This is a genomic window from Nonomuraea sp. NPDC050478 (genome assembly GCF_044458265.1).
In the GTDB taxonomy this organism is placed as follows: domain Bacteria; phylum Actinomycetota; class Actinomycetes; order Streptosporangiales; family Streptosporangiaceae; genus Nonomuraea; species Nonomuraea ferruginea.
The window spans coordinates 255,203-279,589 of sequence record NZ_JBITHT010000007.1 but is presented as its reverse complement, the minus strand read 5'-3'; the positions used below and the strand labels follow the sequence as shown (position 1 = coordinate 279,589).

Annotated in this window: 16 protein-coding genes and 1 pseudogene; 4 read left to right on the top strand and 13 right to left on the bottom strand. The window is 72.3% G+C overall.

All coding sequences use genetic code 11. The annotated features are described in order from the left end of the window. Positions 1-116: 116 nt before the first annotated feature. Complete coding sequence (locus tag ACIBF7_RS34105; protein ID WP_397198990.1) at positions 117-2,444, top strand: rhamnogalacturonan lyase; 2,328 nt, start codon at positions 117-119, stop codon at positions 2,442-2,444. 49 nt (positions 2,445-2,493) lie between these two features. On the opposite strand, the gene ACIBF7_RS34100 is transcribed toward ACIBF7_RS34105, so the two are convergent. The 7 genes from ACIBF7_RS34100 to ACIBF7_RS34070 form a co-directional block, all read right to left on the bottom strand. Further along, the gene (locus tag ACIBF7_RS34100; RefSeq protein WP_397198989.1) at positions 2,494-4,635 is read right to left on the bottom strand and encodes a hypothetical protein; all 2,142 of its coding nucleotides are present in this window, start codon (positions 4,633-4,635) and stop codon (positions 2,494-2,496) included. A gap of 567 nt (positions 4,636-5,202) precedes the next feature. Further along, positions 5,203-6,003 (bottom strand): thioesterase family protein, encoded by an 801-nt coding sequence (locus ACIBF7_RS34095; protein ID WP_397199128.1) that lies wholly within the window; start codon positions 6,001-6,003, stop codon positions 5,203-5,205. A 168-nt stretch (positions 6,004-6,171) separates the two neighbouring features. Beyond that, positions 6,172-6,963: a carboxypeptidase-like regulatory domain-containing protein gene (locus ACIBF7_RS34090; protein WP_397198988.1), complete on the bottom strand. Its 792-nt coding sequence runs from the start codon at positions 6,961-6,963 to the stop codon at positions 6,172-6,174. Positions 6,964-6,974: 11 nt separating this feature from the next. Next, the gene (locus ACIBF7_RS34085) at positions 6,975-9,353 is read right to left on the bottom strand and encodes an aminotransferase class V-fold PLP-dependent enzyme (RefSeq protein ID WP_397198987.1); all 2,379 of its coding nucleotides are present in this window, start codon (positions 9,351-9,353) and stop codon (positions 6,975-6,977) included. Positions 9,354-9,405: 52 nt separating this feature from the next. Beyond that, entirely contained in the window at positions 9,406-10,419 is a 1,014-nt protein-coding gene (locus tag ACIBF7_RS34080; RefSeq protein ID WP_397198986.1) for an NAD(P)/FAD-dependent oxidoreductase, read from the bottom strand. Beyond that, positions 10,416-10,943: an isoprenylcysteine carboxyl methyltransferase family protein gene (locus ACIBF7_RS34075; protein ID WP_219546631.1), complete on the bottom strand. Its 528-nt coding sequence runs from the start codon at positions 10,941-10,943 to the stop codon at positions 10,416-10,418. Before ACIBF7_RS34075 ends, ACIBF7_RS34080 begins: the two co-directional genes overlap by 4 nt. Positions 10,944-10,947: 4 nt before the next feature. Then, positions 10,948-12,021 carry a type III polyketide synthase gene (locus tag ACIBF7_RS34070; RefSeq protein ID WP_397198985.1) on the bottom strand — a complete coding sequence of 358 codons (1,074 nt, stop codon included), beginning with the start codon at positions 12,019-12,021 and terminating at the stop codon, positions 10,948-10,950. A gap of 173 nt (positions 12,022-12,194) precedes the next feature. Between ACIBF7_RS34070 and ACIBF7_RS34065 the strand changes: the two genes are divergently transcribed. Next, complete coding sequence (locus tag ACIBF7_RS34065) at positions 12,195-13,172, top strand: UbiA family prenyltransferase (protein WP_397198984.1); 978 nt, start codon at positions 12,195-12,197, stop codon at positions 13,170-13,172. A 19-nt stretch (positions 13,173-13,191) separates the two neighbouring features. Here ACIBF7_RS34065 and ACIBF7_RS34060 read toward each other — a convergent pair whose 3' ends face one another. The 4 genes from ACIBF7_RS34060 to ACIBF7_RS34045 are packed head-to-tail and all read right to left on the bottom strand — an operon-like array spanning position 13,192 to position 17,552. Further along, complete coding sequence (locus ACIBF7_RS34060) at positions 13,192-14,352, bottom strand: NAD(P)/FAD-dependent oxidoreductase (RefSeq protein WP_397198983.1); 1,161 nt, start codon at positions 14,350-14,352, stop codon at positions 13,192-13,194. 32 nt (positions 14,353-14,384) lie between these two features. Then, on the bottom strand, positions 14,385-15,281 hold the full coding sequence (locus ACIBF7_RS34055) for a carbohydrate ABC transporter permease (protein ID WP_271278589.1): 897 nt from the start codon (positions 15,279-15,281) through the stop codon (positions 14,385-14,387). A gap of 1 nt (position 15,282) precedes the next feature. Beyond that, on the bottom strand, positions 15,283-16,212 hold the full coding sequence (locus ACIBF7_RS34050) for a carbohydrate ABC transporter permease (RefSeq protein ID WP_397198982.1): 930 nt from the start codon (positions 16,210-16,212) through the stop codon (positions 15,283-15,285). Beyond that, entirely contained in the window at positions 16,209-17,552 is a 1,344-nt protein-coding gene (locus tag ACIBF7_RS34045) for an extracellular solute-binding protein (protein ID WP_397198981.1), read from the bottom strand. The genes ACIBF7_RS34050 and ACIBF7_RS34045 overlap by 4 nt, the downstream gene beginning before the upstream one ends. Before the next feature lie 285 nt (positions 17,553-17,837). On the opposite strand from ACIBF7_RS34045, the gene ACIBF7_RS34040 reads away from it, so the two are divergent. Together ACIBF7_RS34040 and ACIBF7_RS34035 are read left to right on the top strand one after the other, a co-directional pair. Beyond that, positions 17,838-20,252 (top strand): glycoside hydrolase family 3 N-terminal domain-containing protein, encoded by a 2,415-nt coding sequence (locus ACIBF7_RS34040; protein ID WP_397198980.1) that lies wholly within the window; start codon positions 17,838-17,840, stop codon positions 20,250-20,252. Between the two features lie 2 nt (positions 20,253-20,254). Beyond that, complete coding sequence (locus ACIBF7_RS34035; RefSeq protein WP_219546636.1) at positions 20,255-21,268, top strand: LacI family DNA-binding transcriptional regulator; 1,014 nt, start codon at positions 20,255-20,257, stop codon at positions 21,266-21,268. Positions 21,269-21,271: 3 nt separating this feature from the next. Here the strand turns inward: ACIBF7_RS34035 and ACIBF7_RS34030 are convergent, their stop codons facing one another. Further along, positions 21,272-23,722, bottom strand: coding sequence for an NACHT domain-containing protein (locus ACIBF7_RS34030; RefSeq protein ID WP_397199129.1), 2,451 nt, complete (start codon positions 23,720-23,722; stop codon positions 21,272-21,274). Between the two features lie 12 nt (positions 23,723-23,734). Beyond that, positions 23,735-24,321: pseudogene (locus ACIBF7_RS34025) on the bottom strand (hypothetical protein); the annotation flags it as partial. Positions 24,322-24,387: the final 66 nt, after the last annotated feature.

Here is a 24,387-nt window from a genome sequence, read left to right as displayed (position 1 = left end):
ATTGACATTTACCCGAACGAAATCCAATGGAGAAGCCGAACGGCGATTCCTGCGGAAATGTCGCCGCGAGGAATCCCGCTCTTGACAAACGGTTGTTATATCGATTCAATCCGGGCATGTCTCCCCCCAGCAGTGCCCGCCGGTTCCTGGCGGCCGCCTCCGCCGCCCTGCTCTCGCTGACCCTCGCCGCCCAGCCCGCCGAGGCGGGCCGCGACGGTCATGGCCGCCACGGCGGCGTCCAGCTCGAACGCCTCGACCGCGGCCTGGTCGCGGTCCCGACAGGTCAGGGCGTGTTCCTGAGCTGGCGGTTGCTCGGTGACGAGGTCACCGGGCACGGTCGGTGGGGCATGACCGGCACCGACTTCCGCGTCTACCGCGACGGCCGGCCGATCGCCACCGTCACCGACAGCACCAACTATCTCGACAGCGCGGGCACCGCCACGTCCTCCTACCGGATCGCCCCGATCGTCAAGGGGCGGGAGGGGCCACGCGGCCCTGCCGTGACGCCGTGGGTTGAATCGTTTCACGATCTTCCCTTGAAGAAGCCCGCCGACGGCGTCACCCCGGCCGGCGAGGCGTACACCTACTCCGCCAACGACCTGAGCGTCGGCGACGTCGACGGGGACGGCCAGTACGAGTACGTCGTCAAGTGGGACCCGTCCAACTCCAAGGACGTCTCGCAGCGCGGCTACACCGGCAACGCCTACATCGACGCCTACGAGCTCGACGGCACCCTGCTCTGGCGGCTTGACCTGGGCGTCAACATCCGCGCGGGGGCCCACTACACCCAGTTCCTGGTCTACGACTTCGACGGCGACGGCCGCTCGGAGGCCATGCTCAAGACCGCGCCCGGCACGAAGGTCACCCGCTACGGCCGCGACGGCCGCGTGCTGTCCGAGCGCCACATCACGATGCCCAAGAAGGACGTCAGGGCCGGGTACTCGCACGCCGACGACTACCGCAAGAGCGCCGCCGGCTACTTCGACCACCTCGTCGAGATGTTCCAGGGCTGGCACGAGCACCCCGAGGTGGTGGCCGGGCGCTGGCCCGCCACGCTGGAGCAGGCGTTCGGCATCGAGCCCCGGCACGCCTACCCGCTCTCCCGCGAGTCGGCCGCCGACCTGGCGACCTACTTCGTGGACGTGTACGCGCCCGCCCGCAGTGGCAACAACCGGTTGCGGGAATTCGAGGGCTTCATTCTCACCGGCCCCGAATACCTCTCCGTCTTCGACGGCGCCACCGGCAGGGAACTGCAGACCATTCCCTACAAGCCCGGCCGCGGCGACGACGGCCTCCTGTGGGGCGACTACGCCATGGCCAGGGTCGAGCCGGGCAACCGCGTCGACCGCTTCCTGTCCGCCGTCGCCTACCTCGACGGCGAGCGCCCGTCGGCGGTCTTCGCCCGCGGCTACTACACCCGCTCCACGCTGGTCGCCTACGACTGGGACGGCAGGCGGCTCAAGGAGGCCTGGTACGTCGACAGCGGCCACGTGCCGATGGACAACCCGTTCAACGCCTCCCCGCACGGCGTCGACGGCACCGACCCCGAGTACGCCACCCTCACCACCCAGGGCTTCCACTCGCTGAGCGCCGCCGACGTGGACGGCGACGGCAAGCAGGAGATCGTGTACGGGGCCGCGACCATCGACCACGACGGCGGCCTGCTGTACTCCTCGTTCGCCGAGGGCCCGCCCGGCAGCGCCGTCCCCGGCCAGAACGTGCGGCTCGGCCACGGCGACGCCATGCACGTCGCCGACCTCGACCCGGACCGCGAGGGCCTGGAGATCTGGACGGTGCACGAGGGCGGCCGGTGGGCCCCGTACGGCTGGGCCATGCGCGCCGCCGCCACCGGCGAGGTGCTGTTCGGCGGCTACAGCGGCGTCGACACCGGCCGCGGCATGGCCGGCGACATCGACCCCGCCGTCCGCGGCCTGGAGGCGTGGTCCTCGATGCCGCCGGACCAGGCCATCGACGCCGGCCTCTGGTCGGCCCGCGGCGACCACCTGGGCAGGAACGTGCCCGGCACCAACATGAGCATCCGCTGGGCTGCCGACATGACCACCCAGGTCGTCAACGGCACCGCCACCACCGTGCTGCAGACGCCGACCATCGACGACTGGAAGCGCGGCACCCTGCTCACCGCCGAGGGCACGCTCACCAACAACTGGACCAAGGGCAACCCCGGCCTGGTCGCCGACGTGCTCGGCGACTGGCGCGAGGAACTGCTGGTGCGCACCGCCGACAGCACCGCCGTACGGATCTACCTGAGCACGGAGGTCACCGACCGCAAGCTGTACACGCTGATGCACGACCCGCAGTACCGCGCCGAGGTCGCGCGCCAGCAGACCACCTACAACCAGCCCGCCTACCCGAGCTTCTACCTCGCCTCGGACATGGACTGGTCGAAGGTGCCGATCCCGCGCATCCGCACCCCGCGCAAGTAGGGGACGCGACCCCTCCGCCGGCCTGGCGACGGCCGGCTGGGGGGTGACATCAGCGGCCGGCCTCCTGCTCCGCCTCGCCCGCCCGGCTCTGGTACGCGATACCGGGCCGTGCCGGGACCAGGCGCAGGGTGCCGGCACGCTGGGCCGACCGGATCCACACGGTTCCGGCGGGCAGGAGGTCTTCGAGGGCGGCGCGGTCGCGCAGCGGCGCGAACCGGACCACGGCGGTGGGCGCCGAACCGAGGTCCAGCAGGGGCAGGTCCTCGGCCGCGCAGAGCTGCCACATGGTCGCGTGCGCGTCGGCCCCGGCGGCCGCTATCAGCTCGGGCAGTTCCTCCTCGGGTAGGGCGGCCGCCTCCCCGTCCCGTTCGCGGGCGAACGGCGGTGGAGCATACACCCCGTGCTCGGACGCGTGCGCGTGCCAGACGGCGAGCAGCTCGGTGGTCACGACGCGGGCGCACTCGGCATGCTCGGCGGTCGAACCCGCCGCCAGGGCTCGCACCCGCGGCGCCATCGCCCGCTCCACCAGGTCGGCGAGACAGCGCTCGATCCGGGGGTCCGGCCGGGGCATGACCTGCGCCGAGGAGACGTGGTTCCGGATCACCGCGGAGACCTGTTCGAGCGCCGCGCCCATCCGGGCCGCCGCGTCGGCGGTGGCGGCCCGCGCCCCCGCCCGCGCCCAGTCCCCGGCGGCGGCGGTGGCGACGGCGAGCAGGCCGCCGACCGCCCGCTCCGCCGAATCCAGCCCGCGATCCCGGGCCCAGGCGCCGGCTCTGGACCGCCATGAGGCGCGCGCGGCCCCGAGCGCCAGGGTCAGCGCCGCGACGAGCAGCGGGGCCCAGACCGCCGGCGGCAGGGGCGCGGGAATCGCCCTGATGGTGATCACGGTCCCGCACACCACCCCGGCCGCCCCCGCCGTCGCGTTCGCGACGAGCGCGCCGGCCCGGGCGCCGAGCCGTCCGCCAGGACCACGCGTCACGGTGAGCGCCACCAGCAGGGTCCAGAGCGCCGCCATCAGCACCCCGCCGGCCGGGCCGAAGGGGGCGAACGTCGCGAGCGCGGCCGTCACCAGCCCGATGACCGGCAGCCACCTCTGCGGCTCCGGCATCGGCAGAGGATGGAGCAGCCGGGTCAGGAGCTCGTCGGGGCAGGCCCGGCGCAGGTCGGGGAGACGGGCTCCGCTGCCCGCCGGCGTCAGCCTCTCCTGCCACTCGTCCAGGCCGCCGATGAGCACGGGCAGGGACGCTCCCGCCCGCAGCCCGCGGGTCAGGTAGCCGCTGATGGTGTCACGCGCCACCGCGGGCTCGAACTCCTCGAAGCCGGGGAGGACGACGCCGGCCCGCTCGATCGCCTCCTGCTGACGGCTGGTGAGGCCCGTGGTGGTGTGCGCGGCGGAGAGAAGGTCTTCGAGCCGCGCCCGCAGCGCTTTCAGGTGGCGGCCGGCGCCGGCCGCGACCGCCTCGGCTCCGGGGGCGCCGGTGAACAAGGAGGCGCCGTCGATCAGCTCGCCGGCCACCGCGGTGGCCTCGGCGACGGCGGTCCTGGCCTCGTCGGCGGCGACCGCCAGCGGCCCGCCGGAAAGGAGCCGGATCGGCCGGCTCTGCCCGTGCTCCTCGCCGCAGGGGAGCTCCGGCGCCCGTCCTCTGCCCGGCGCCAGGATGCGGGCGGCGGCCGAGGCCATGGCCGGCTGGAGATCGCCCGCGTCGCCGCTCGGTCCCGCCAGCCGCAGGCCGGGGTTGGCGATCAGGTTCGGCGTCCGCCGGACGCGGCTGAGGGTCCCGTGGAAGACCTCCGGCTGGGACAGGACGTCGAGCAGCCGGAGCAACTCGGTCTCCGGCCCACTCCGCTTCCTGCGCGCGGCGGGAGCCGCGGCGGCGAGCTCCCAGTCGATCCCGCACGGGTCCGGCACCCAGATGATCCCCGCGCCCTGAGCGAGGCTGCCCGGCACCTCCAGTCTCGGGGGGTTGCCGTCGATCGGCCCGACCGCGACGCACAGCAGTTCGTCGGTGTACCCCGAGGACGTCAGCGTCTCGTACGCGCGCTGATGCGCCTTCAGCGCCCGGGCCTCGTCGACCAGCAGGAGCAGCCGGAGATCGGGCTGCTTCTCGTCCGACAGCAGCGCCCCGGCCCGCGCGACCGCCTCGTCACCGGTGGTGGAGCGCAGGTCGAGCCGGATCACACAGCGGTTCACGAGCCTCCTCCCGGGCGGCGGCACGCCCCGTGGAGAAGACGGGCGATCGTCGGCGCCAGGGCCACGCGTCCGCGGGATGCGCGACAGGTCCTGTGTCGCACGCCTGCATTCATAGAGGAATTCCTCAGGTGAATCCCCGGCACGTGGAATGTCGGGGGATGGTCATCCGGCCGCGAGTAAGAGACGCTCTCGCCTCTGTACGGGTTCTCGCACTGGCCAGTTTCGGACACTTCCAGGCGGAAAGTTGTCGTTTTGTGACCATCCGATTTATCGTGATTGTGGCAAATGCTTGATATATCCGAATTGTGTCAAGGCTGGACGTGAAGGGCGCGCGCGAGATACAGCGCCCCACATCGCTGGATCTCCATCCAGGATGGGAAATAGCGGATATCGGCCAGATATGTGCCACGCCGCAGTGGTGACCGTCCCCGAATATGAGCGACGCCGACTCAGGTGACGCCATCCCCATGTATCGCCGCCGGCGGATCCGAGAACGAGAGGGCTCGCGAAACTCGCCGACGGCGGGGCTGCCCCTGGAGAAGCACGCAGCAGCATGCGTGACACCGATTACGGGAGCATGGCGAGTTGCCGGCCCTGGGCGACGAGGACGCCTTTGGTGTCCCAGATCTCGAAGTCTTCTTCGTGATATCCGTTGATCAGGTGACGCGTGGTGGCGCGACAGGCGAGCCAGCCAGGAGCGGGCCGGGCCCGTAGATGCGCGGTCAATTCGAGCGTGGCGGAAGCGAACTCGCCGACGGCCAGCACGGCCGGAGGTGCGGCATCCAGCAGCAAGGGCAACGCGTCTGGATCGGCGTGGCGGCCGTCCCGGAAGCGCATCCAGAACTCTATTCCGGCATGCTCGGCGGGCTTCCCCCGCCACCAGCCGGGCACCTCGGCGAACCGGAACTCCACACGTTCGGTGATGCTGACACCGTCCAGCGACTTGCCGCCGAGCGGATCGACGCAGTCATCCGGGTCCGGGAGGACCGGCGGCTCGCCGGTGACGAGCGTACGTCCGTCGGCCTGGTCGAGGGTGCCGAAGGTGGCCGTCGCCCGCAGTCGTTCCTTACCTTCCTGCGACAGCACGACCTGGCCCGTGGCGACACGCCGCCCGGTCCGGATGATCTCGGTGCGCAACTCCGCCGGTCCGATGACCGCGGGGCGCAGGAAAAAGGCGGAGCCGACGAGCACATCGGGGAACGGCATCTCCTGCTTCAGCGCACGCAGACACATCGCCATCAGGTAACCACCGTTCGGACCACCGCCAAGCGCATGCCAGCGATCAGTGACGATGCCCGCATATCGGTTGGCGGCCACGAAATCGGTGCGGGAATCGACATCGAACGCGGACAGGGATGGGGCTGTCATCGTCTCCTCCGGGGTCATGCGGTGCTCCGGGTCATCGCGAGCGGTAGTGATCGCTCCCTCGGCCATTTTCATGCGCACTCCCCGCACGGTCGATGACCTGGCAGGTAAAGCGCCCCTCAGGTGAAATGACGCCCGACCCCGGCATGGGCGGAGTCCGGAAGTGACAGGTCAGAGCTTCAGCTCGAGCTGGATCCAGTAGACGCTGGAGATGTACTGGGAGAAGTCCGCGACGATCTCGGGCGCGTACGCGTCCTGACCGCGGAGCCGCACCTGCAGCGGGCGTCCCTCGTAGGACGCCGAGACGCGGTAACGGGCGATGGGGACGTCCACCAGGCCGGACCCGTCAGGGGTGCGGACCGCCCTGCGGGTGATGACCTGACCCTGCGAGCCGTCCAGCAGCGTGCTCTCGGGCGTGAGCGTGAGCTCGACCTTCTCGTCCTCCAGGAACGCTTCCGGGTTCTGCGGGTCGGTCATGTCCAGGTGGAACAGGACCGACCCGCCGTAGTGGCCCAGGCCGTCGGCCTTCTCGCCGGTGAGCTTCCAGGTGAAGTCCCTGATCGCACCGGTCGGGCCGGCGAACGAGGAGTCGTCGTCCGGCGACAGGTCGACCTGGTACGAGGCGCCGTTGTGCTCGACCGTCATCGAGGCCGTCACGTGGAACGTGGCCGCGATGTCGGTCTCGACCCGGTAGCGGCCGTCGGCGTCGGTCGACACGATGAGGTTGCTGTTGTAGAGCAACTGGTTGTCGGCCACGACTTTGGCCCCCTGGACCGGCCTGCCGTCGGCGCCCACGACCCTGCCCTTGAGCACCCCCGGCTCGACGCCCATGCGATCCCCCTCTTCCCGCGCGGTCTCGGCCGGCTCTCCCGCCCGCGTGTCCGTGGTCATCGGGGCCATGGGTGTGATCACGCAGCCGCTCAGGCACACCAGCAGAGCGCCCGCCGGCACCAGTCTCCTCATGGCGGGCCAACCTAGATCATCTGACTTGCAACCGACTTGGAACTCACCTCCGGAGCCACGCACCCGGCGGGCAGCGCGAACCAGCGCAGCCGCTCCGCGTCTCCGGGCAGCCGCGCCTGGCTCGCGTCCGGCTCGTCCGGAAGGGCCGCGAGCAGCTCGCGCGCCCGCGCCAGGTAGCCGGCCAGCGCGTCCTCCCCGGCCCGCGCCCCCGGGACCGGCCGCTCGCCGGAGCGGAACAGCAGGTCGGACAGGCTGACGGCGGGTTCGGCCGCCTCGCGGTGCCGCCACAGCCCGGTACGGAGGTCGAACCGGTAGTGGGGGAGCAGGCGCCGGCCCCGGGAGGCGACCAGGTCGACGGCGTCGACGACGTAGTCCGCCACGGTGTCGGACATGAAATAGGCGAAGGTGACCCGCGCCCAGCCGGGCTTGACCCCTTCGTACCCGTACCCGATCTGGTCGCGCAGCTCCGCCGACCGGCCGGCGCCGATGCCCAGCAGCCGGTGCCCGTACGGGCCCGCGCAGGAGCAGCCGCCGCGCGCCTGGACGCCGAACAGGTCGTTCAGCACGGCGACCACGAAGTTGTGGTGCAGGTAGAGCCCGTCTCCCGCGCGGACCCGCAGCGAGAAGATCGGCAGCCTGCGCGCGGGCCCGTCGCCGAGGATCTCGATGTCCGGGTTGCGCCGCCACCGCTCCAGCGCCCGCTCCCGGAGGCGCTCCTCGCGCTCCTGGATGAGGCCGGTGCCCACGGCCTCCTTGAGCGCGAAGACCAGCCCGGCGCGGATCGACTCGACGATCCCCGGCGTGCCGCCCTCCTCCCTGGCGACCGGATCGTCCAGGTAACGGTGCTCGCCGGGGCTCACGTAGCGCACGGTGCCGCCGCCCGGCGCCGTCGGCACCCGGTTGCGCACCAGGTCCCGCCGGACGACCAGCACCCCCGGCGTCTGCGGGCCGCCGGGGAACTTGTGCGGCGACAGGAAGATCGCGTCCTTGTGGTCGGCCCGCCCCGGCGCGCTCGCCGCCATCCGGATCGGCACGTACGGCCCGGCCGCGGCGTAGTCCCAGAACGACAGCGCGCCGAACTCGTGCAGCAGCGCGGAGACCGGCTCGGTGTCGGACAGGATGCCGGTCACGTTGGAGGCGGCCGAGAAGCTGCCGATGAGCAGCGGCCGGTCCGCGTGCCGCACCAGCTGGGCGCGGAGCTCGCCGAGATCGATGCGGCCGTCGCGGTCCTGGCCGATGGCGACGGTCTCGGCCCCGGACTCGCGCCAGGGCAGCTCGTTGGAGTGGTGCTCGTACGGCCCGACGAACACCACCGGCCGGCCGCCCGCGCGGGTGGCGCGGTCGCGCAGCTCCAGGATGGCGACGAGCTTGTTGGCGGCCCCCGTCGCGCCGGATCCGCAGAACAGGACCACGTCGTCCGGGCCGGCGCCCACGGCGTCGTGGATGATCCGCCGGGCCTCCTCCCGCAGCCGGGTGGTCTGCAGGCCGGTGCCGGAGCTCTCGGTGTGCGTGTTGGCGTAACGCGGCAGCACCCGGGCCCTGATGAAGTCCTCGATGAAGCCCAGGGACCGCCCGGAGGCGGTGTAGTCGGCGTAGGTGATGCGGCGCGGCCCGTACGGGCCGTCGAGCACCTCGTCCTCGCCGATGACGCCGCCGCGGATGCGCTCCAGCAGTCCCGGGTCCCCGGCGGTTCCCGTGGCCTGGCCGCCGGTGTGGGCCGCCCGGGTCTCGACCCACGTCGTGCGGCAGGCGGCCACCAGAGTGCCGTCCGGCTCGTACAGCCCGGCGGAGGCGAACAGCTTGCGGCGCTCCCTGCCATCGCGGCGGGCGACGACCACGTACGTGACGCCGGCCCTGACCGGGCGGCGCAGCCGCGCGGTCATCCTGCCGAGCAGCGCGGCGCCGCCCGGCGCGAGATGCGTCCAGCCGGTGGGGCAGTCGAGCGCCGCCCACACCGACGCGGGCGGCAGGACCTCCTGCCCGCCGGTCAGCTCCGGGTCGGCGAACCAGGTCGCGGCGAAGACCTCCGGATCGGCCGTCGGGCCCGGATGGACGCGCAGCCCGTCCTCGCGCGGGCCGCATACGAAGCAGCCGGGGAACGGGTGGCTCCGATGGCCGGGGAAGCGCCGCTCGGCCTCCGCCGCGGCGCGCAGGGACACGGCGGGCGGCGGCACCGGGTCCCCGGCGGCGGGTCTGGCCTCGGCCAGCAGCAGATCTCCCGCGAACAGCCCGAGCCCGTCCGGCGCGTGCGCCACCCGTAACGGCGTCTCGACCGGCGCCGGGGCGCGCAGCGTCACCTCCACCGGCCCCGCCGCGCCCAGCTCGCCCGCCAGCAGGCCGGACAGCCATCCGCCGTTCACCACCCCCGGAGGACCACAGAACCGGCTCATAACGCTAAAAGTGCATATATCAGCCATAAGGGCAGAATGGACCGACCCGGTTTCAGGCCAATAGCCGGACGATTGACGTGAACACCCCCGGCAGCCCCCGCGCCGCCGGGACCACCAGCCGCGCCGTGGCCGGCCGCCGCGCGACCTGCACCAGCGCGCCCGTCAGCAGCCGGTGGGTGCGCGACAACCGCCGCCACGCGCCCTCGTACTCCTCGGGCCGGTTTTCAGCCAGACAGCGGGCCAGGATCTCCGCCGAGCGCACGGCCAGCGACACCCCCTCACCGGTCAGCGCGTCCACGTACCCGGCCGCGTCGCCCACCAGCAGGACGCGCCCGGCGCGCCGCGCCCGCGCCCGCTGGCGGAACGGCCCCGCGCCGCGCACCGGCGTCACGGCGGGCCCGCGCAGCCGCTCCGCCAGAGCGCCGAACCCCGCCAGGTGCTCGTCGTACGTGCGCCGCACGGAGCTGAGGATCGCCACGCCCACCAGGTCATCGCCCACCGGGGTGACGTACGCCTCGCCGTGGCCCGACCAGTGCACCTCCACGAAGTCGGTCCACGGCGCCACCCGGTAGTGCCTGCGCAGTCCGTACCGCCGCATGCCGCCGGGCGGCGCGTCCAGCCCGAGCGACCGGCGCAGCGGCGAGTGCAGCCCGTCGGCGGCCACCAGCCAGCGCGCCCGCAGCCCGGCGGCCTCCACCCCGTCGCCGTCCTGGACGGCGTGCGCGATCCGGCCGGTGATGGTCTTCACGCCGAGGTCGGCGGCCCGCCGGGCGAGCGCGGCGTGCAGGGCGACGCGCCGCGCGCCCAGCCCCATGGCGGGGCCGAACGTCGCGCGGACCCCGCGCCGGTCGTCCAGGTAGTGGATGCCGCGCAGCGGACGCCCCGGCACCGTCACCCCCATCGCGGCCAGCGCCGCCACGCCGCCGGGCATGACACCCTCCCCGCACGCCTTGTCGACCGGGCCGGCGCGCGGCTCGACGACGACCGCCTCCATGCCGAGCAGCGCCGCGTGGATGGCCGTCGCCAGCCCCGCCGGGCCGCCACCGGCGACCAGCACGTCGATCACGTGGCGGGCCGCCCGGCCGGCATGAGCGCCGCGTTCTCGGTGCGGATGCGCACCGTCAGCAGCGCCGCGTTCAGCACGGTGAACACCAGCGCCGTCACCCACGCCGTGTGCACCAGCGGCAGCGCGAACCCCTCCACGACCACCGCCACGTAGTTCGGGTGGCGCAACCAGGTCAGCCGGTACGGGCCGCGCGTCACCAGCGGCAGCCCCGGCACCACGATCACCTTGGTGTTCCAGCGCGGCCCGAGCGCGGTGATGCACCACCAGCGCAGCCCCTGCGCGGCCACCACCAGGACGAGCATCGGCCAGCCGAGCTCCGGCAGGAACGGCCGCCCGGCCAGCCACACCTCCAGCGGCGCCCCGGCCAGCAGCGCCGTGTGCAGGAGCACCATCCACGGGTAGTGGCCGCGGCCGGTCTCGACGCCGCCGCGCGCCATGCTCCAGGCGGCGTTGCGCTTGGAGACGACCAGCTCGGCCAGCCGCTCCAGGCCGACCAGCAGGATGAGGACGAGATACCAGGTCATGGGGTCACCAGCGCAGCAGGACGAGTTCGGAACAGAAACCGGGGCCCATCGCGATGAGCACCCCCCACGTGCCGGGCTCCGGCCGCCGCGTGGCGAGCGTCTCGCCCAGCACGTGCAGCACCGAGGACGACGACAGGTTGCCGTGGGCCGCCAGCGAGCGCCAGGTGACGTCGAGCGCGCCCGGCGGCAGGTCGAGCACGTCCGACACGGCCTCCAGGACCTTCGGGCCGCCCGGATGGCACACCCAGGCCGACACCTCGCCGGCCGTCACCCCGTGATCGCCAAGAAACGCGTGCACGTCGTCGGCCAGGTAGCGGCGCACCACCTCCGGCACGCCCGCGTCCAGCACCACCCGCAGACCGTCGCCGCCCACCTGCCAGCCCATGACATGCTCCGAGTCCGGATACAGATGACTGCGAGTCGCCACCACGACAGGCCCGGCCGCCAGGTCGTCTGTCTCGTCCGGAGCGCGCCCGTCGCCGCAGGCCACGACGGCGGCGGCGCCGTCACCGAACAGGGCGCTGGCGACCAGGCCGGCGGGGGAGCCGTCGCCGCGCTGCACGGTGAGCGAGCACAGCTCCACCGACAGCAGCACGGCCACGTGGCCGGGCCAGCCGCGCAGGTAGTCGTGCAGCCTGGCGATCCCGGCCGCGCCCGCGACGCAGCCCAGCCCGAAGACCGGCAGCCGCTTGACGTCGGGCCGCAGACCCAGCGCGCCCACCAGCCGGGCGTCGATCGACGGCACGGCGATGCCGGTCACCGACGTGAACATGATCATGTCGACGTCGGACGGGACCAGCCCGGCGCCGTCCAGCGCCGCGCGGACGCTCTCCAGCCCCAGCTCGACCGCGGCGGTCACGTACGCGTCGTTGGCCGCGCCGAAGCCGTCCAGCTTCTCGTAGTCCTCGATCGGCAGGGCCAGGTTGCGGTACTCGACGCGGGCGCTGCGGTGCAGCCGGTCGAGCAGGCGGCGGTCGGCGTCCGGAGGCAGGCAGACACGGGCCGCCATGTCGGTCAACTCGGCCTGTGCGTATCGATTCGGGGGAAAGGCGCAGCGAACTGCGGCGATATGGGTCATGGAGGGCTCCCCTGGGCGGGCGGCCGAAAACACTCGTCGATGCCACGGTTCCCCCCAGGTTGATCTGCTAAGCCCAGCGGGCGGTCTTCCCTGTAGATCGGCCGGTCAGGCCCGGTCAATTCGTCACCCGCCGCGAGCGCCTGCCGAAGGGATCTCCCGAGTAGCATCGGCCTGTGACGGACGACGGGCGCCGGATGATCGCCGGGCTGGCGCGCGGCTGCCATCCCGGGCCCACCGTGGCGGTCACGGCACTGGTCACCGCGCTCGCCGCCGCCGCCGGGCACGGCGCGGCCGGATGCCTGCTCGTGGGCCTGGCGGTGCTGTCGGGCCAGCTGTCCATCGGCTGGTGCAACGACGCGGCCGACGCCGGGCGCGACGTGGCGGCGGGGCGTGCGGACAAGCCGGCGGTCGACGGCACGATCACGCCGCGTGCCCTCTGGATCGCGGCGGCGGTGGCGCTGGCGTGCTGCGTGCCGCTCTCGTTCGCCTCGGGGCCGCTCGCCGGCTCCGCGCATCTCGCCGGGGTGCTCGCGGCGTGGGCGTACGACCTGGGGGTGAAGGCGACCCTGCTGTCGTGGGTGCCGTACGCGGTGGGGTTCGGGGTGCTGCCCGCGTTCGTGACGCTGGGGCTGCCGGGGGAGCCGTGGCCCGCCTGGTGGGCGACGGCGGCGGCGGCCCTGCTCGGGGTGGGCGCCCACCTGGCCAACGTGCTGCCGGACCTGGCGGACGACCTGGCGACCGGCGTGCGGGGCTGGCCGCAGCGGCTCGGCGCCGCCCGTCTGCGCGCCCTGCTCCCGCTCCCGCTCCTCGCCGCCACCTGCCTGCTCGCCTTCGGCCCATCCACCACGACCCCTCCCACCGCCGAACCTCCGGCTGCCACGGGCCACTCCGCCGTGCTCTCGGACGGCTCGTCCCCATCGGCCCCGGCAAGCACGGATCCGTCCGCCGACGAAGCGGACGGTCCGGCCTTTCCCGGCCTCGCCCGTACGAGCCCCATGGCCTGGATCGCGCTGGCCACGGCCGTCGTCCTGACGGCTGCCGGGCTTCTGCTGGCCCGCAACCACCCCCGGGTGCCGTTCGCGGCGGCCGTCGCGGTGGCGGGCGTGGACGTGGCGCTGCTGCTGACCGGCGGTGCCTCCCTCACCGGCTGATGGCGGGCGGATACACCTGTCAACGGCCGCGTCGGTGGTGGCGGACGGTGTCGCGCAGCCAGCGGGAGGCCACCGCGTACGCGAGCGGGACGGGCACCGTCCCCGACCCCAGCCCCACCTCCACCAGCAGGTCGAACACTTCCTTGCGGTGGGCGGCGGTGGCGATGGCGGCGTCGATGAACCCCGGCGACTGCGCCAGCCGGGCCAGCACGTCCGTGGTCCGCAGGTGCCGCCCCAGCGCCGCGCGCAGGCCGCGCCGGTAGACGGGCAGCGGGTCGCCGGGCGCGTCCGCGGCCGCCTCGCCGGCCAGCCGCCCCGACAGCAGCGCGTAGTAGATCCCCTCGCCGGTCAGCGGGTTGATCAGGCTCGCCGCGTCCCCGGCGAGCAGCACCCGCCCGGCACCTGGAGCCGGCCGGCCGGTGGACAGCGGCAGGTGGTGGGCGCGCAGGTCGCGGGCGGGCCGGTCGGGCAGCAGCTCGGCGAGCCTGCCGTGCAGCACCTGCCGCCCCGGCAGCCCGGTGGCGTGCAGCCGGGGCAGCAGCATCCCGAACCCGACGTTCGCGGTGCCGTCGCCGATGGGGAACGACCACGCGTAGGCGGGCCAGCCCGCCCGCTGCATGGCGATGAGCTGCACGTCGTCCTCGTCGGGGACGTCCGCGTACCCGCGCACGGCGATGGCGGTGTGCCGCTCCGGCGTGACCGGGAGCCCGATCAGCCGCCGCACCGCCGAGTTGGCCCCGTCGGCCGCGACCACGACCCGCGCCCGGATCCGGCCGTCGATCACCACCACCGGCCCGGCCTCGGCCAGCTCCCTGACCCGGTGGCGCCGCACCTCGGCCCCGGCCGCCCGGACCGCCTCGACCAGCCGGGCGTCGAAGACCCGGCGCGGCACCACATGGTTGGGCCGCGCCGCGGTCGCCGACACCCGCGTGCCGCCGGGGGAGACCACGGTCAGGCGGGGCGTGGGCCGGTAGTCGTCGATCAGCCCCGGCACGCCCAGCCTGGCCAGCTCGTCACGCCCGTGGGCCGCGATGCCGTCGCCGCACGCCTTGTCACGAGGGAAGTCCGCCTTGTCGAGCACCAGCACCCGCGCGCCGGGCCGCCGCCGCAGCGCGCCGAGCGCCGCCGCGGAACCGGCGGGCCCGGCGCCCACGACCACGAGATCCCACACGTCCTCCATGGGAGGACTCCTGCCCCGGCGCGGGACTCAGATCACTTGCCGAACCCCGCCGTCAGGCCGCTCAGCAACTGGCGGCGGCCCACCACGTACAGGATCAGGATCGGCAGCGTGGTCAGCACGACCGAGGCGAGCACCGCAGGCACGTTGACGCTGTACTCCCCCTGGAACGACCAGAGCGCGAGCGGCAGCGTCCGCTTGTCGGGGCTCTGCGTCAGGATCACCGGCAGCAGGAACCCGTTCCAGATCTGCAGCGCGTTGTAGATCGACACCGTCACCACGGCCGGCCGGGTCAGCGGGAAGGCCAGGCGCCAGAGCGTGGTCTGCTCGCTCGCGCCGTCGAGCCGCATCGACTCGAACAGCTCCTTCGGCACGTCCCGGATGAAGTTGGCCAGGACCAGCACCGACAGCGGGATCGCGAACGCGATCGACGGCAGGATGAGCGCCAGCAGGCTGTCGTAGAGATGCAGCCTGATGATGATCAGGTAGATCGGGATGATCGTCGCCTGCAGGGGGATGGCCAGGCCCATGAGGAAGAGCCAGTTCACCGACTTCAGGAAGCGGTTGGTGCTCGCCCGCACGATCGCGTACGCGGCCATGAACGAGAACAGCACCGCCGGGACCACCGAGCCGACGGCGACGATGAGGCTGTTGAGGAAGTACAGCGGGAAGTCGGACTCGATGACCAGCTGGTAGTTGTCCAGCGTCGGCGCGGTGGGCGGCGCCATCGGGTTCGACAGGTAGTAGTCGCTCTGGGCCTTGAAGCTGGTGATGACCACCCAGTAGATCGGGATGATCACGATCGCCAGCCAGAGCCACGAGATCGTCCCGCCGATCCAGTTCTTGGTCTCGCGCAGCCTGGGCCTGCGGCGGCGGCGACCGGACGGCCGCATCACCGTCCGCCCCGGCTTGTCGGACAGCGTGGTCGCCATGTCAGGCCCCTTCCAACTGGCTCGCACTGCCGTCGCGCCCGCCGAGCCTGCGCAGCACGAGCGCCAGGGCCAGGCCCACCAGGACGAGGATGACGGCGATGGCGCTGGCCGGGCCCATCAGGTTGGCCTGGTATCCCCGCTTGTACATGTCGAGCGCGAGCACCCTGGTCGCGTCGCCGGGCCCGCCCGCCGTCAGCACGAAGATCAGATCGAAGAGCGTCAGCGAGCCGACCACCATGAGGGTCGAGGACGTGATGATCGTGTACTTCAGCTGAGGCAGGGTGATGCTGAAGAACTTGCGCACCCGCCCGGCTCCGTCGAGCTCCGCGGCCTCGTACATCGAGCGCGGGATCTGCCGCACCCCGCCCTGGTAGAGCAGCGAGTGGAACGGGATGAACTGCCAGGACACCACGAAGATCACCACACCGACGGCGAGGGGGCCCTCGCCGAGCCAGTCCTGCGCCAGGAAGTCCAGGCCCAGGCCGGCGCCGAGCCCGAAATTCGGGTCGAGCAGCGCCTTGTACGTGATCGCGATGGCGGCCGAGCTGAGCAGCAGCGGGATGAAGTACAGCACGGCGATCAGCGCGCGGTAGCGCTGATGGCCCGCCAGGAACACCCCGATGAGGATGCTGGCCGGCGTCTGCACCAGCCACGACAGGGCCATGATGAGGAACGTCACCCACAGGGCGTGCGGCAGCCCGGGATCGCTCAGCACCGCGCTCCAGCTCGCGAGCCCGCTGAAGGAGATGTCCTGGCTGAGCCCGTCCCACGTGGTGAAGCTCAGCGCGAGCACCCCGAGCAGGGGGATCACGCCGAAGGCGACGAAGACGAGCAGGGCGGGGACGGCCAGCCACACCAGGGAGCCGCTGCCGCGCACGCGGGTCGCGGCGGGCGGTCTCCCTCGGGGTGGAACGGTGACGATCGTGCTCACTTGCCGATGACCGCGTTCATGTTGGTGGCGAACTCCTGCGGCCCGATCGACAGCTGGAACAGCTTGGCGATGTTGTCGAGCAGCACCTCGGCGGCGGTCGGGCTGAGCGCCTGGTCCCACGACTGCTGGAAGACCTTGGCGTTGTTGGCGATGCCGACGACGAAGTTGAGGAAGTCGGCGTCCTCGGAGCCGGTGAAGAACTTCTCCGAGCCCTTGATCACGGGAACCGCGCCGGTGCCCACCCACTCCTCGGCCGACTTGTCGCTGATGACCTCGGTGGAGAAGAACTTCTTGGCGATCTCCTTCTGCTCGGCCGTGGCCTTGGCGGAGATCGACATGTACTGGCCGGGGTTGCCGACGGTGTTGCCGGGGTCGCCCTTGCCGCCGTCGATCGGCGGGAAGTTCATGTAGCCGAGGTTACCGCCGGAGACGAAGTCGCCGCCGTCCTGCTTCATGCCGCCGTAGGTCCAGCCGCCGTGGAGCATCATCGCGGCCTTGCCGGTGTAGAGCAGCGCCTGGTCGGCGTTGGAGTCGGCGGTGATGGAGGAGAAGCCCTTGATGAAGCCGTCGGCCTTGATCAGGTCCTGCATCTTGGTCAGCGCGTCGATGGCGACGGGGTTGGACCAGGCGTCCTTCTCCGCGTCGAACACGGCCTGGAACACCTCGGGGCCGCCCATGCGGTCGAAGAGGAACTCCAGCCACATCATGTTGGTCCAGCGCGACTGCCCGCCCAGCGAGAACGGCGCGATGCCCTTGGCGTTGAACTTGGGCACCAGGTCCATGATGTCGCCCCAGCTCTGGGGCGGCTCGGCGCCGATCTTCTCGAAGGCGCGCTTGTCGTAGTACAGGACGATCGGCTGCATCGTCTCGCAGGGGATCGCGTAGATCTTGCCGTCGACGGTCGCGGCGCCGAAGGACGAGGGGAACAGCTTGTCCTTGACGGCCGCGTTCTCGTCGAACCACGAGGTGAGGTCCTCGACCTGGCCGGCCTGCACGTAGCTGCGCAGACCGCCGCCGCCCCAGCCCCAGATGATCGTGGGCGCCTCGCCCGCGCCGATCGCCGTCTTGATCTTCGTCTTGAAGGCGTCGTTCTGGAAGGTCGTCCCCACGATCTTCCCGTTGGGGTTGGCCTGGTTGAACCGCTCCATGGTCCGCCTGCGGACGCCTTCCTGCGGCTCCGTCGACAGGTACCAGTAGCTGGCGGTGGCGCCACCACCGCCACCGCCGCTGGTGCTCGTGCTGCCGGGGCCGGAGGTGCCGCAGGCGGCGAGCGCGGCTCCCAGGGGCAGGCCCATGGACAGGGCGAGGAAGTTGCGGCGAGACGTTGTCCTGGATTCCACGCTGATCTCCGTACTCGAACGCCGGGGGATGGTGCCGCGGCTCCACAGTGTCGAAACATTTTCGAAACGACCGCGTGGCACGCCAATCTAGATTTCGGCCGAAGGGGTGTCAACCTCTCCCCGCACGAAACTCCCTCTCGGCAAGAGCGAGACGAGTGGGATACGCTCGCACGGGCGCCACGCTGGGTGATCTGGAGCCGAGAGCGCTCCCACGCCACCCCCGCGCAGCGCGTCCGAAATGTTTCGAAACTTTGCGGCAAGAGCCGCCTCTAAGGAGAGCGATCAATGACGGCTCTAGATCGGCCGGCGGCGGGCCAAGCCCTCCGTCCCTGGCAGGATCCCGCGCTTCCGGTAGGGGAGCGGGTGGACGCCCTGCTGGCGGAGATGACGGTGGAGGAGAAGGTCGCGCAGCTCGGCAGCCGGTGGGAGGGCAACACCATGGGTGAGCCCGTCTCCGCCCCCGATCCGGGCGACGGCGGCACCGGCAACGTGGCCCCTTTGCAGGACGTGTTCGCCGCGTCGAACACCTCCCCGTTCCAGGAGGCGGTCCGCCACGGCATCGGCCATCTGACGCGGGTGCACGGCAGCCGCCCGGTGAGCCCCGCCGAGGGCGCCGCCGAGGTGGTCCGGTTGCAGCGTGAGGTGATCGCGCAGTCCAGGCTGGGCATCCCGGCGCTGGTCCACGAGGAGTGCCTGACCGGTTTCACCACCTACGGCGCGACGGTCTACCCGGCGGCGATCGCCTGGGCCGCCACGTTCGACCCCGAGCTGGTGGCCCGGATGGGCGCCGCGATCGGGCGCGACATGCGCGCCCTCGGCGTGCACCAGGGCCTGGCGCCCGTGCTGGACGTGGTCCGCGACTACCGGTGGGGCCGGGTCGAGGAGACGATGGGCGAGGACCCGTACCTCGTCTCGATGATCGGCTCCGCGTACGTGCGCGGGCTGGAGGGCGCGGGCGTCATCGCCACGCTCAAGCACTTCGCCGGCTACTCCGCCTCGCGGGCGGCACGCAACCACGGCCCGGTGCCGATGGGCCGGCGCGAGCTGATGGACATGATCCTGCCGCCCTTCGAGTCGGCCATCGAGCTGGGCGGCGCCCGCTCGGTGATGAACTCCTACTCCGACGTCGACGGCGTCCCCGCCGCCATCGACCCGTGGCTGCTGACCGAGGTGCTCCGCGACGACTGGGGGTTCACCGGGACCGTCGTCTCCGACTACTGGTCGATCCCGTTCCTGGCCACCATGCACCTCGTGGCCGCCGACGCCGGCGAGGCCGGGGTCCAGGCGCTCACCGCCGGCCTCGACGTCGAGCTGCCCGACACCCTCGGCTTCGGCCAGCACCTGGCCGAGCGGGTGCGCCGCGGCGAGCTGCCCGAGGAGCTGATCGACCGGGCGGTGCGCCGCCTGCTCACCCAGAAGGCGCAGCTCGGGCTGCTCGACCCGGACTGGACGCCGCAGTCCTCGGTGACCGGCGCCGAGACCGTCGAGCTGGACTCGCAGGCCAATCGGGAGCTGGCCCGCGAACTGGCCGAGAGGTCCGTCGTCCTGCTCGACGCGGGCAGCGCGCTGCCCCTGCTCGGCGAGGGCCGCACCGCCCCGCGCCGGATCGCCGTCGTCGGGCCGTGCGCCGACGACCCGCGCACGTTCATGGGCTGCTACGCCTTCCCCAACCACGTGCTGCCCCGCTACCCCGGACTCGGTCTCGGCATCGACGCGCCGAGCGTGCTCGACGCGCTCCGCGCCGAGCTGCCCGGCGCCGAGATCGCCTACGAGCGCGGCTGCGACGTGCGCGACGGGGACCGCTCCGGGTTCGCCGCCGCTGCCGCCGCGGCCCGCGACGCCGACCTGTGCGTGGTCGTCGTCGGCGACCTGGCCGGCATGTTCGGGCAGGGCACCTCGGGCGAGGGCTGCGACGCCGACGACCTGCGCCTGCCCGGCGTCCAGGAGGACCTGGTGACCGAGCTGGCCGCCACCGGCACGCCGGTCGTCGTGGTCGTCGTCTCCGGCCGCCCGTACGCGCTCGGCGAGATCCACCCCAGGGCGGCCGGGCTCGTCCAGGCGTTCATGCCCGGCGAGGAGGGCGGCGCGGCCATCGCGGGCGTGCTGTCCGGCCGCGTCCAGCCCGGCGGCAGGCTGCCGGTGCAGATCCCGCGCACCCCCGGCGGCCAGCCGCACACCTACCTGCAGCCGCCGCTCGGCGCCGACAGCGACGGCATCAGCAACCTCGACCCGACCCCGCTCTTCCCCTTCGGGTACGGGACCTCCTACACCTCCTTCGAGCTCGGCGAGTTCCGGATCAGCGACACCGAGGTGCCCACCGACGGCGAGTTCACCGTCTCCGTCCGGGTCCGCAACACCGGCGCCCGCGCCGGCGACGAGGTCGTCCAGCTCTACCTGCACGACATGCTCGCCCAGGTCACCCGGCCGGTGCGGCAGCTCGCCGGGTTCGCCAGGGTCCGGCTCGAACCGGGGGCCGCCGCCGACGTGCGCTTCCGCGTGCACGCCGACCGCACCGCCTTCACCGGCCGTGACCTGCAGCGGATCGTCGAGCCCGGCGACATCGAGGTGCTCGCCGGCACCTCGGCCCGCGACCTGCCGTGCGCCGGCACCGTCCGGCTCACCGGGCCGCTGCGGGCCGTCGGCCACGACAGGCGGCTGTTCACACCGGTGGACGTGCACCCGGCGGGGGATCGGGACTAGCCGTGCCGGCCAAGCGCGCCACGCTCGCCACGATCGCGGCCGCCGCCGGCGTGTCGGTCGCGACCGTCTCGAAGGTGCTCAACGGCCGCAGCGACGTCGCGCCGGCGACCCGCTCGCTGGTGCTGTCGGCGCTGCGGCAGCACGACTACGTGGCCCCGCCGCCCCGGCGCGACGAGACCGCGGGCACCGTCGAGCTGCAGTTCGACTCCGACCTGAACGCCTACTCCAACGAGATCATCCAGGGGGCGGTGCGGGCCGGCGGCGAACTCGGCGTGTCCGTCGTGATCAGCATCCGCAAGGGCTCCGAGCGCACCAGCAGGTGGGCCAGGGAACTGGCGGCGACCGGCCGGCGCGCGCTGGTCGCCGTCACCAGCGAGCTGACCGCCGCCCAGCTCGCCGCCCTGGCCGAGGCCGGCCTGCCCCTGGTGGTGATCGACCCGCTCAACCTGCCGCGCACCCGCGTGACCAGCGTCGGGTCGACCAACTTCGCCGGCGGGCTGGCCGCCACCCAGCACCTGCTCTCCCTCGGCCACCGGCGCATCGCCTACCTGGGCGGCCCCGCCACGGCGGCGTGCAACCAGGCGCGGCTGCACGGCTACCGCGCCGCCATGGAGGCCGAGGGCGTGGCGGTGCGCCAGGAGTACATCCAGCACCGCAGGTTCCGCTACGGCGACGGCGTCGAGGCCGGCGCCTGCTTCCTCGCCCTCCCCGAACCGCCGACCGCGATCTTCGCCGGCTGCGACGAGACCGCGTTCGGCGTGATGGAGGCCGCACGGGCGCGCGGCCTGCGCGTCCCCGACGACCTCAGCGTCGTCGGTTTCGACGACACCCAGATAGCCCGCATGGCCTCACCACCGCTGACCACCGTCCGCCAGCCGCTCCGCGAGATGGGCGGCGTCGCCCTCCGGCGGGCCCTGCGCCTGGCCGCCGGCGAACGGATCGACTCCCACCACATCGAGCTCGCCACCGAACTCGTGGTACGCGGCTCGACCGCCCCCGCCGCACCCCGGCAGTAGCCCTCATGCCAGACCGAGCTCGGCGACGGCCGTGCGGATCCTCGACTCGATCGACGGCTTGTTGTGGTGCAGATGGAGGCGGTCGAGGGTGAGCACGCCCCGCAGCCGCGCCGCGTCCAGCGCCAGGTGGCCGAGGACGACGTCGAGGTACGCGAGAGCGTCCGTCTCGGCGAAGGGCGCGAACGCCTGGCTCATCCGCAGGCACTCGGCGTACGCGTCCGCGAGGTCGGCGGCGGCGCACGCCCTGCTGGACAGCATCCACATGCGGAGCAGGGCGTGCGCCGGCGACTTCGCCTGGTCCTCCCAGTAGCCGGCGACCGTCGTCAGGGATCTGCTCAGCTCGGGCGCCAGCGGGGCCACCGCGTGCAGCAGCAGTTCCTCCTCGTACCCGCAGAGGAAGTGGAGGCTCCTGGCCGCCATCTGGAAGTCCTCGTACATCCAGGAGACGTGCCCGCGGTCGGTGTCCTCCGGCGCCTTGTCGTAGGTCCAGTAGAGGTCGCCGTCCGGCGGGGACGAGGTGTCCCGCCCCGCCCAGCGGATCAGCACCGTGCGCTCGCCGTCCCTCCAGGTGCGTTCCACGTCGAGCACCCGGGCCAGGTTCACCCAGGCGTTGTAGGGGACCTGCGACCTCCAGAAGCGGGTGAGGCTCCGCCACCTGCTGACCACCTGCATCGGCTCGGGGAAGAGCTCCTTGCCGCCGACGGTGCCGCCGCAGATGGCGAGCAGGATGAGCAGGTTCAGGCTGTAGACGGCCAGGCGCATGGGCAGCGTGCGCAGCTCCTTGACGCGGCCGGGCCGGTAGGAGCCGTACTGGGAGGACGTCCGGGCGTAGAGCGCGTCGCGGAAGATCTCCAGCAGGGTGGTCTTCAGCAGTTCCCGCGTGTCCGGGGGCAGATCGGCCAGGAGGTCCTGGAGGAATTCGAGAACGGACTCCCGGGCCGAGAGCGGGGCATGGGATAACAGGGCGTGCAGGAAGTCGTCGTCGTGCCGGACGGGCCGCGCGTGGCTCCGATGCCCGCGCGCCACCTCGGCCAGCTCCAGGATCTCCAGCACCGTCAGCCGGGCCACCAGGTATTCGCCGAAGGTGGAATGCAGGAACTCGTAGCTCTTGCGTTTCTTGGTGTCCTGTATCGCCTGGGACTCGTGCACGAAGAAGAACTTGCCCACGACGAGCTCGCCGGGATCGAGAGGCGCCTGGAACTGGTTCGTCTTCCGTGCCGCCGTCTCGGACAGGAGTATGACGAGATCGCTGGACAGCTCGTCGCCGGTGACCCACTGGCTGTTGCGGTTGAACATGGCGAACGCGACCACGGACAGCCGGGTGAGCTCCCGTCTGACGGTCCAGTTGACGTCCCGGTCGGGCAGGCCCCGCCCGCTCTTCAGGGCTTCGCGCTCGGCGAACCGGACGAGGAGCCTCTCGTAGAGTTCGGCGCGGCCCAGACGCACTCCCACGAGCCGGAGCGCGTTGCCGTCCATGTCGTACCGCCCCAGCATCGTCAGCAGCAGGGGCTGGGCGGCGAGTTCCCTGAGCCCGCGCACCGTGTCCAGGTCGAGCGGTTCCAGCCGGCGGCTGTGGAAGTAGCCGGTGTGGCGGGCGTTCCACATGCCGACCCACTGCGCGATCTGGCGGTCCCCGAAAGGCTCCAGGTGGATCACCACGGTCTCGCTGGGCAGGCGGGCCCGATCGGCGACCACCGTCCGGCTGGTGACCATCACCGCGGTCGGTCGTGACTGCTCCGCCTCCCGCGCCTGGAACGCGGCCACCTTCTCCAGATAGTCCGAACTGCTGACGCCCGTCACCTGCAGAAGCTCGTCGAAGCCGTCGAGGATGATCACGGCGACGGTGTTCGTGTCCGGACGGTGCAGCATGGGCCAGTGGATGGACTCCCCGGTGGCCTGCCGTACCGCGCTCTCGATCTGCGTCTGCAGGTCGTGCTCGGCCTGCACTTCGCGCAGTGGCACGCGGACCACGAGGAACTCCTCGGGCGGGAGCTGAGCCGCCACGATCTTGGTGAGCAGGGACTTGCCGGCTCCCGGCTGCCCGAGGACGAGCAGGGGTGACTGGGTGGCGGCGGGGTGGGTGAGATAGCCGAACAGGAACCCGCGGAGATCGTCCCGCACCGGGAAGGCCTGCCACCAGCGTTGTTCGGCGGGCCGGGCGGCGCTGTCCGTCACCGCCTGCCGGAAGGACGGGACGATGTACGCCTCGGCCAGGGGCGGCATCCGCACCTCAGGGGGAAGATCGGCCACCGAGACGATGGGCTTGTCCAGCAGGGCCTGGTAGGAGCGGGACAGCGCGGCCCGGACTCCCTCCGCCCGCGGGCCGGTCGCCACCGACAGGAGGTCCCGGCGCAGGTCGGTCAGACCGGCTCCGAGGTCGCCGATGAGGGCCCGCGTCGCCTGGTGGTCGGTGCGGTTCACCCAGGACCCGACCTCCGGCACCTCGGTGCTCAAGCGGTGGAAGAGCTCCTGATATGTCTCCAGGGCGGCGGTGGGCACCTCGTCGAGGAGCCACCGCTCCGCCCGCTCGCGCTCGGCCTCACGGAGTTCCTCCCAGAGCCGCAGGCCCCGCAGGAAGTCCAGCAGCCGCTCCGCGAGGCCCTCGTAGTACGCGCCCAGGAAGACCAGGACCCGTTCGTGGGTTGCGTGGGACCCGGGCAGGGGAGCTTGGCGCGCAGGAGGTGTTCCGCGAGGTCGCCCAGCCGGTTGGACGAGGCGTCGGGAGCGCCGGCCAGGCGTGCCTGCTCCGCCTTGAACAGGCTCAGGCCCGGACCGAGGAACCGGCCGCCCTGCCTGACCGTGTCGAAGAACCCGGTGAGGACGATGACGGCGTGCGCGGCGGCGACCCGTTGCGTCCGCCGATACCGGCCCAGCCCGAGCCGTCTGTCTTGCAGGGCTGCACTCGCGTCCCGGCTCAGCCGGGCGAACTCGGCCTTGGCGTCGAACAGCCCGAGGAAGAACTCCGGCTCGACCCCGGTGAAAGCCAGCAGGAAGCCACCGGTCAGCCGATCGAGCCGGCTGACCACCTCGCTCGGCTGACCGAGGAGTTTCATGGCGTCGGTGTAGCTGAACCAGCCTGCGGTTACGGGTCAAGCTTCACCACAAAGGGTGATCGGTCG

Coding starts and splice junctions, on each gene's coding strand:
- ACIBF7_RS34075 (WP_219546631.1), bottom strand. CDS start 10,943: ATGACCTGGTATCTCGTCCTCATCCTGCTGGTCGGCCTGGAGCGGCTG.
- ACIBF7_RS34040 (WP_397198980.1), top strand. CDS start 17,838: ATGACGGCTCTAGATCGGCCGGCGGCGGGCCAAGCCCTCCGTCCCTGG.
- ACIBF7_RS34105 (WP_397198990.1), top strand. CDS start 117: ATGTCTCCCCCCAGCAGTGCCCGCCGGTTCCTGGCGGCCGCCTCCGCC.
- ACIBF7_RS34060 (WP_397198983.1), bottom strand. CDS start 14,352: ATGGAGGACGTGTGGGATCTCGTGGTCGTGGGCGCCGGGCCCGCCGGT.
- ACIBF7_RS34085 (WP_397198987.1), bottom strand. CDS start 9,353: ATGAGCCGGTTCTGTGGTCCTCCGGGGGTGGTGAACGGCGGATGGCTG.
- ACIBF7_RS34055 (WP_271278589.1), bottom strand. CDS start 15,281: ATGGCGACCACGCTGTCCGACAAGCCGGGGCGGACGGTGATGCGGCCG.
- ACIBF7_RS34095 (WP_397199128.1), bottom strand. CDS start 6,003: ATGACAGCCCCATCCCTGTCCGCGTTCGATGTCGATTCCCGCACCGAT.
- ACIBF7_RS34070 (WP_397198985.1), bottom strand. CDS start 12,021: ATGACCCATATCGCCGCAGTTCGCTGCGCCTTTCCCCCGAATCGATAC.
- ACIBF7_RS34090 (WP_397198988.1), bottom strand. CDS start 6,963: ATGAGGAGACTGGTGCCGGCGGGCGCTCTGCTGGTGTGCCTGAGCGGC.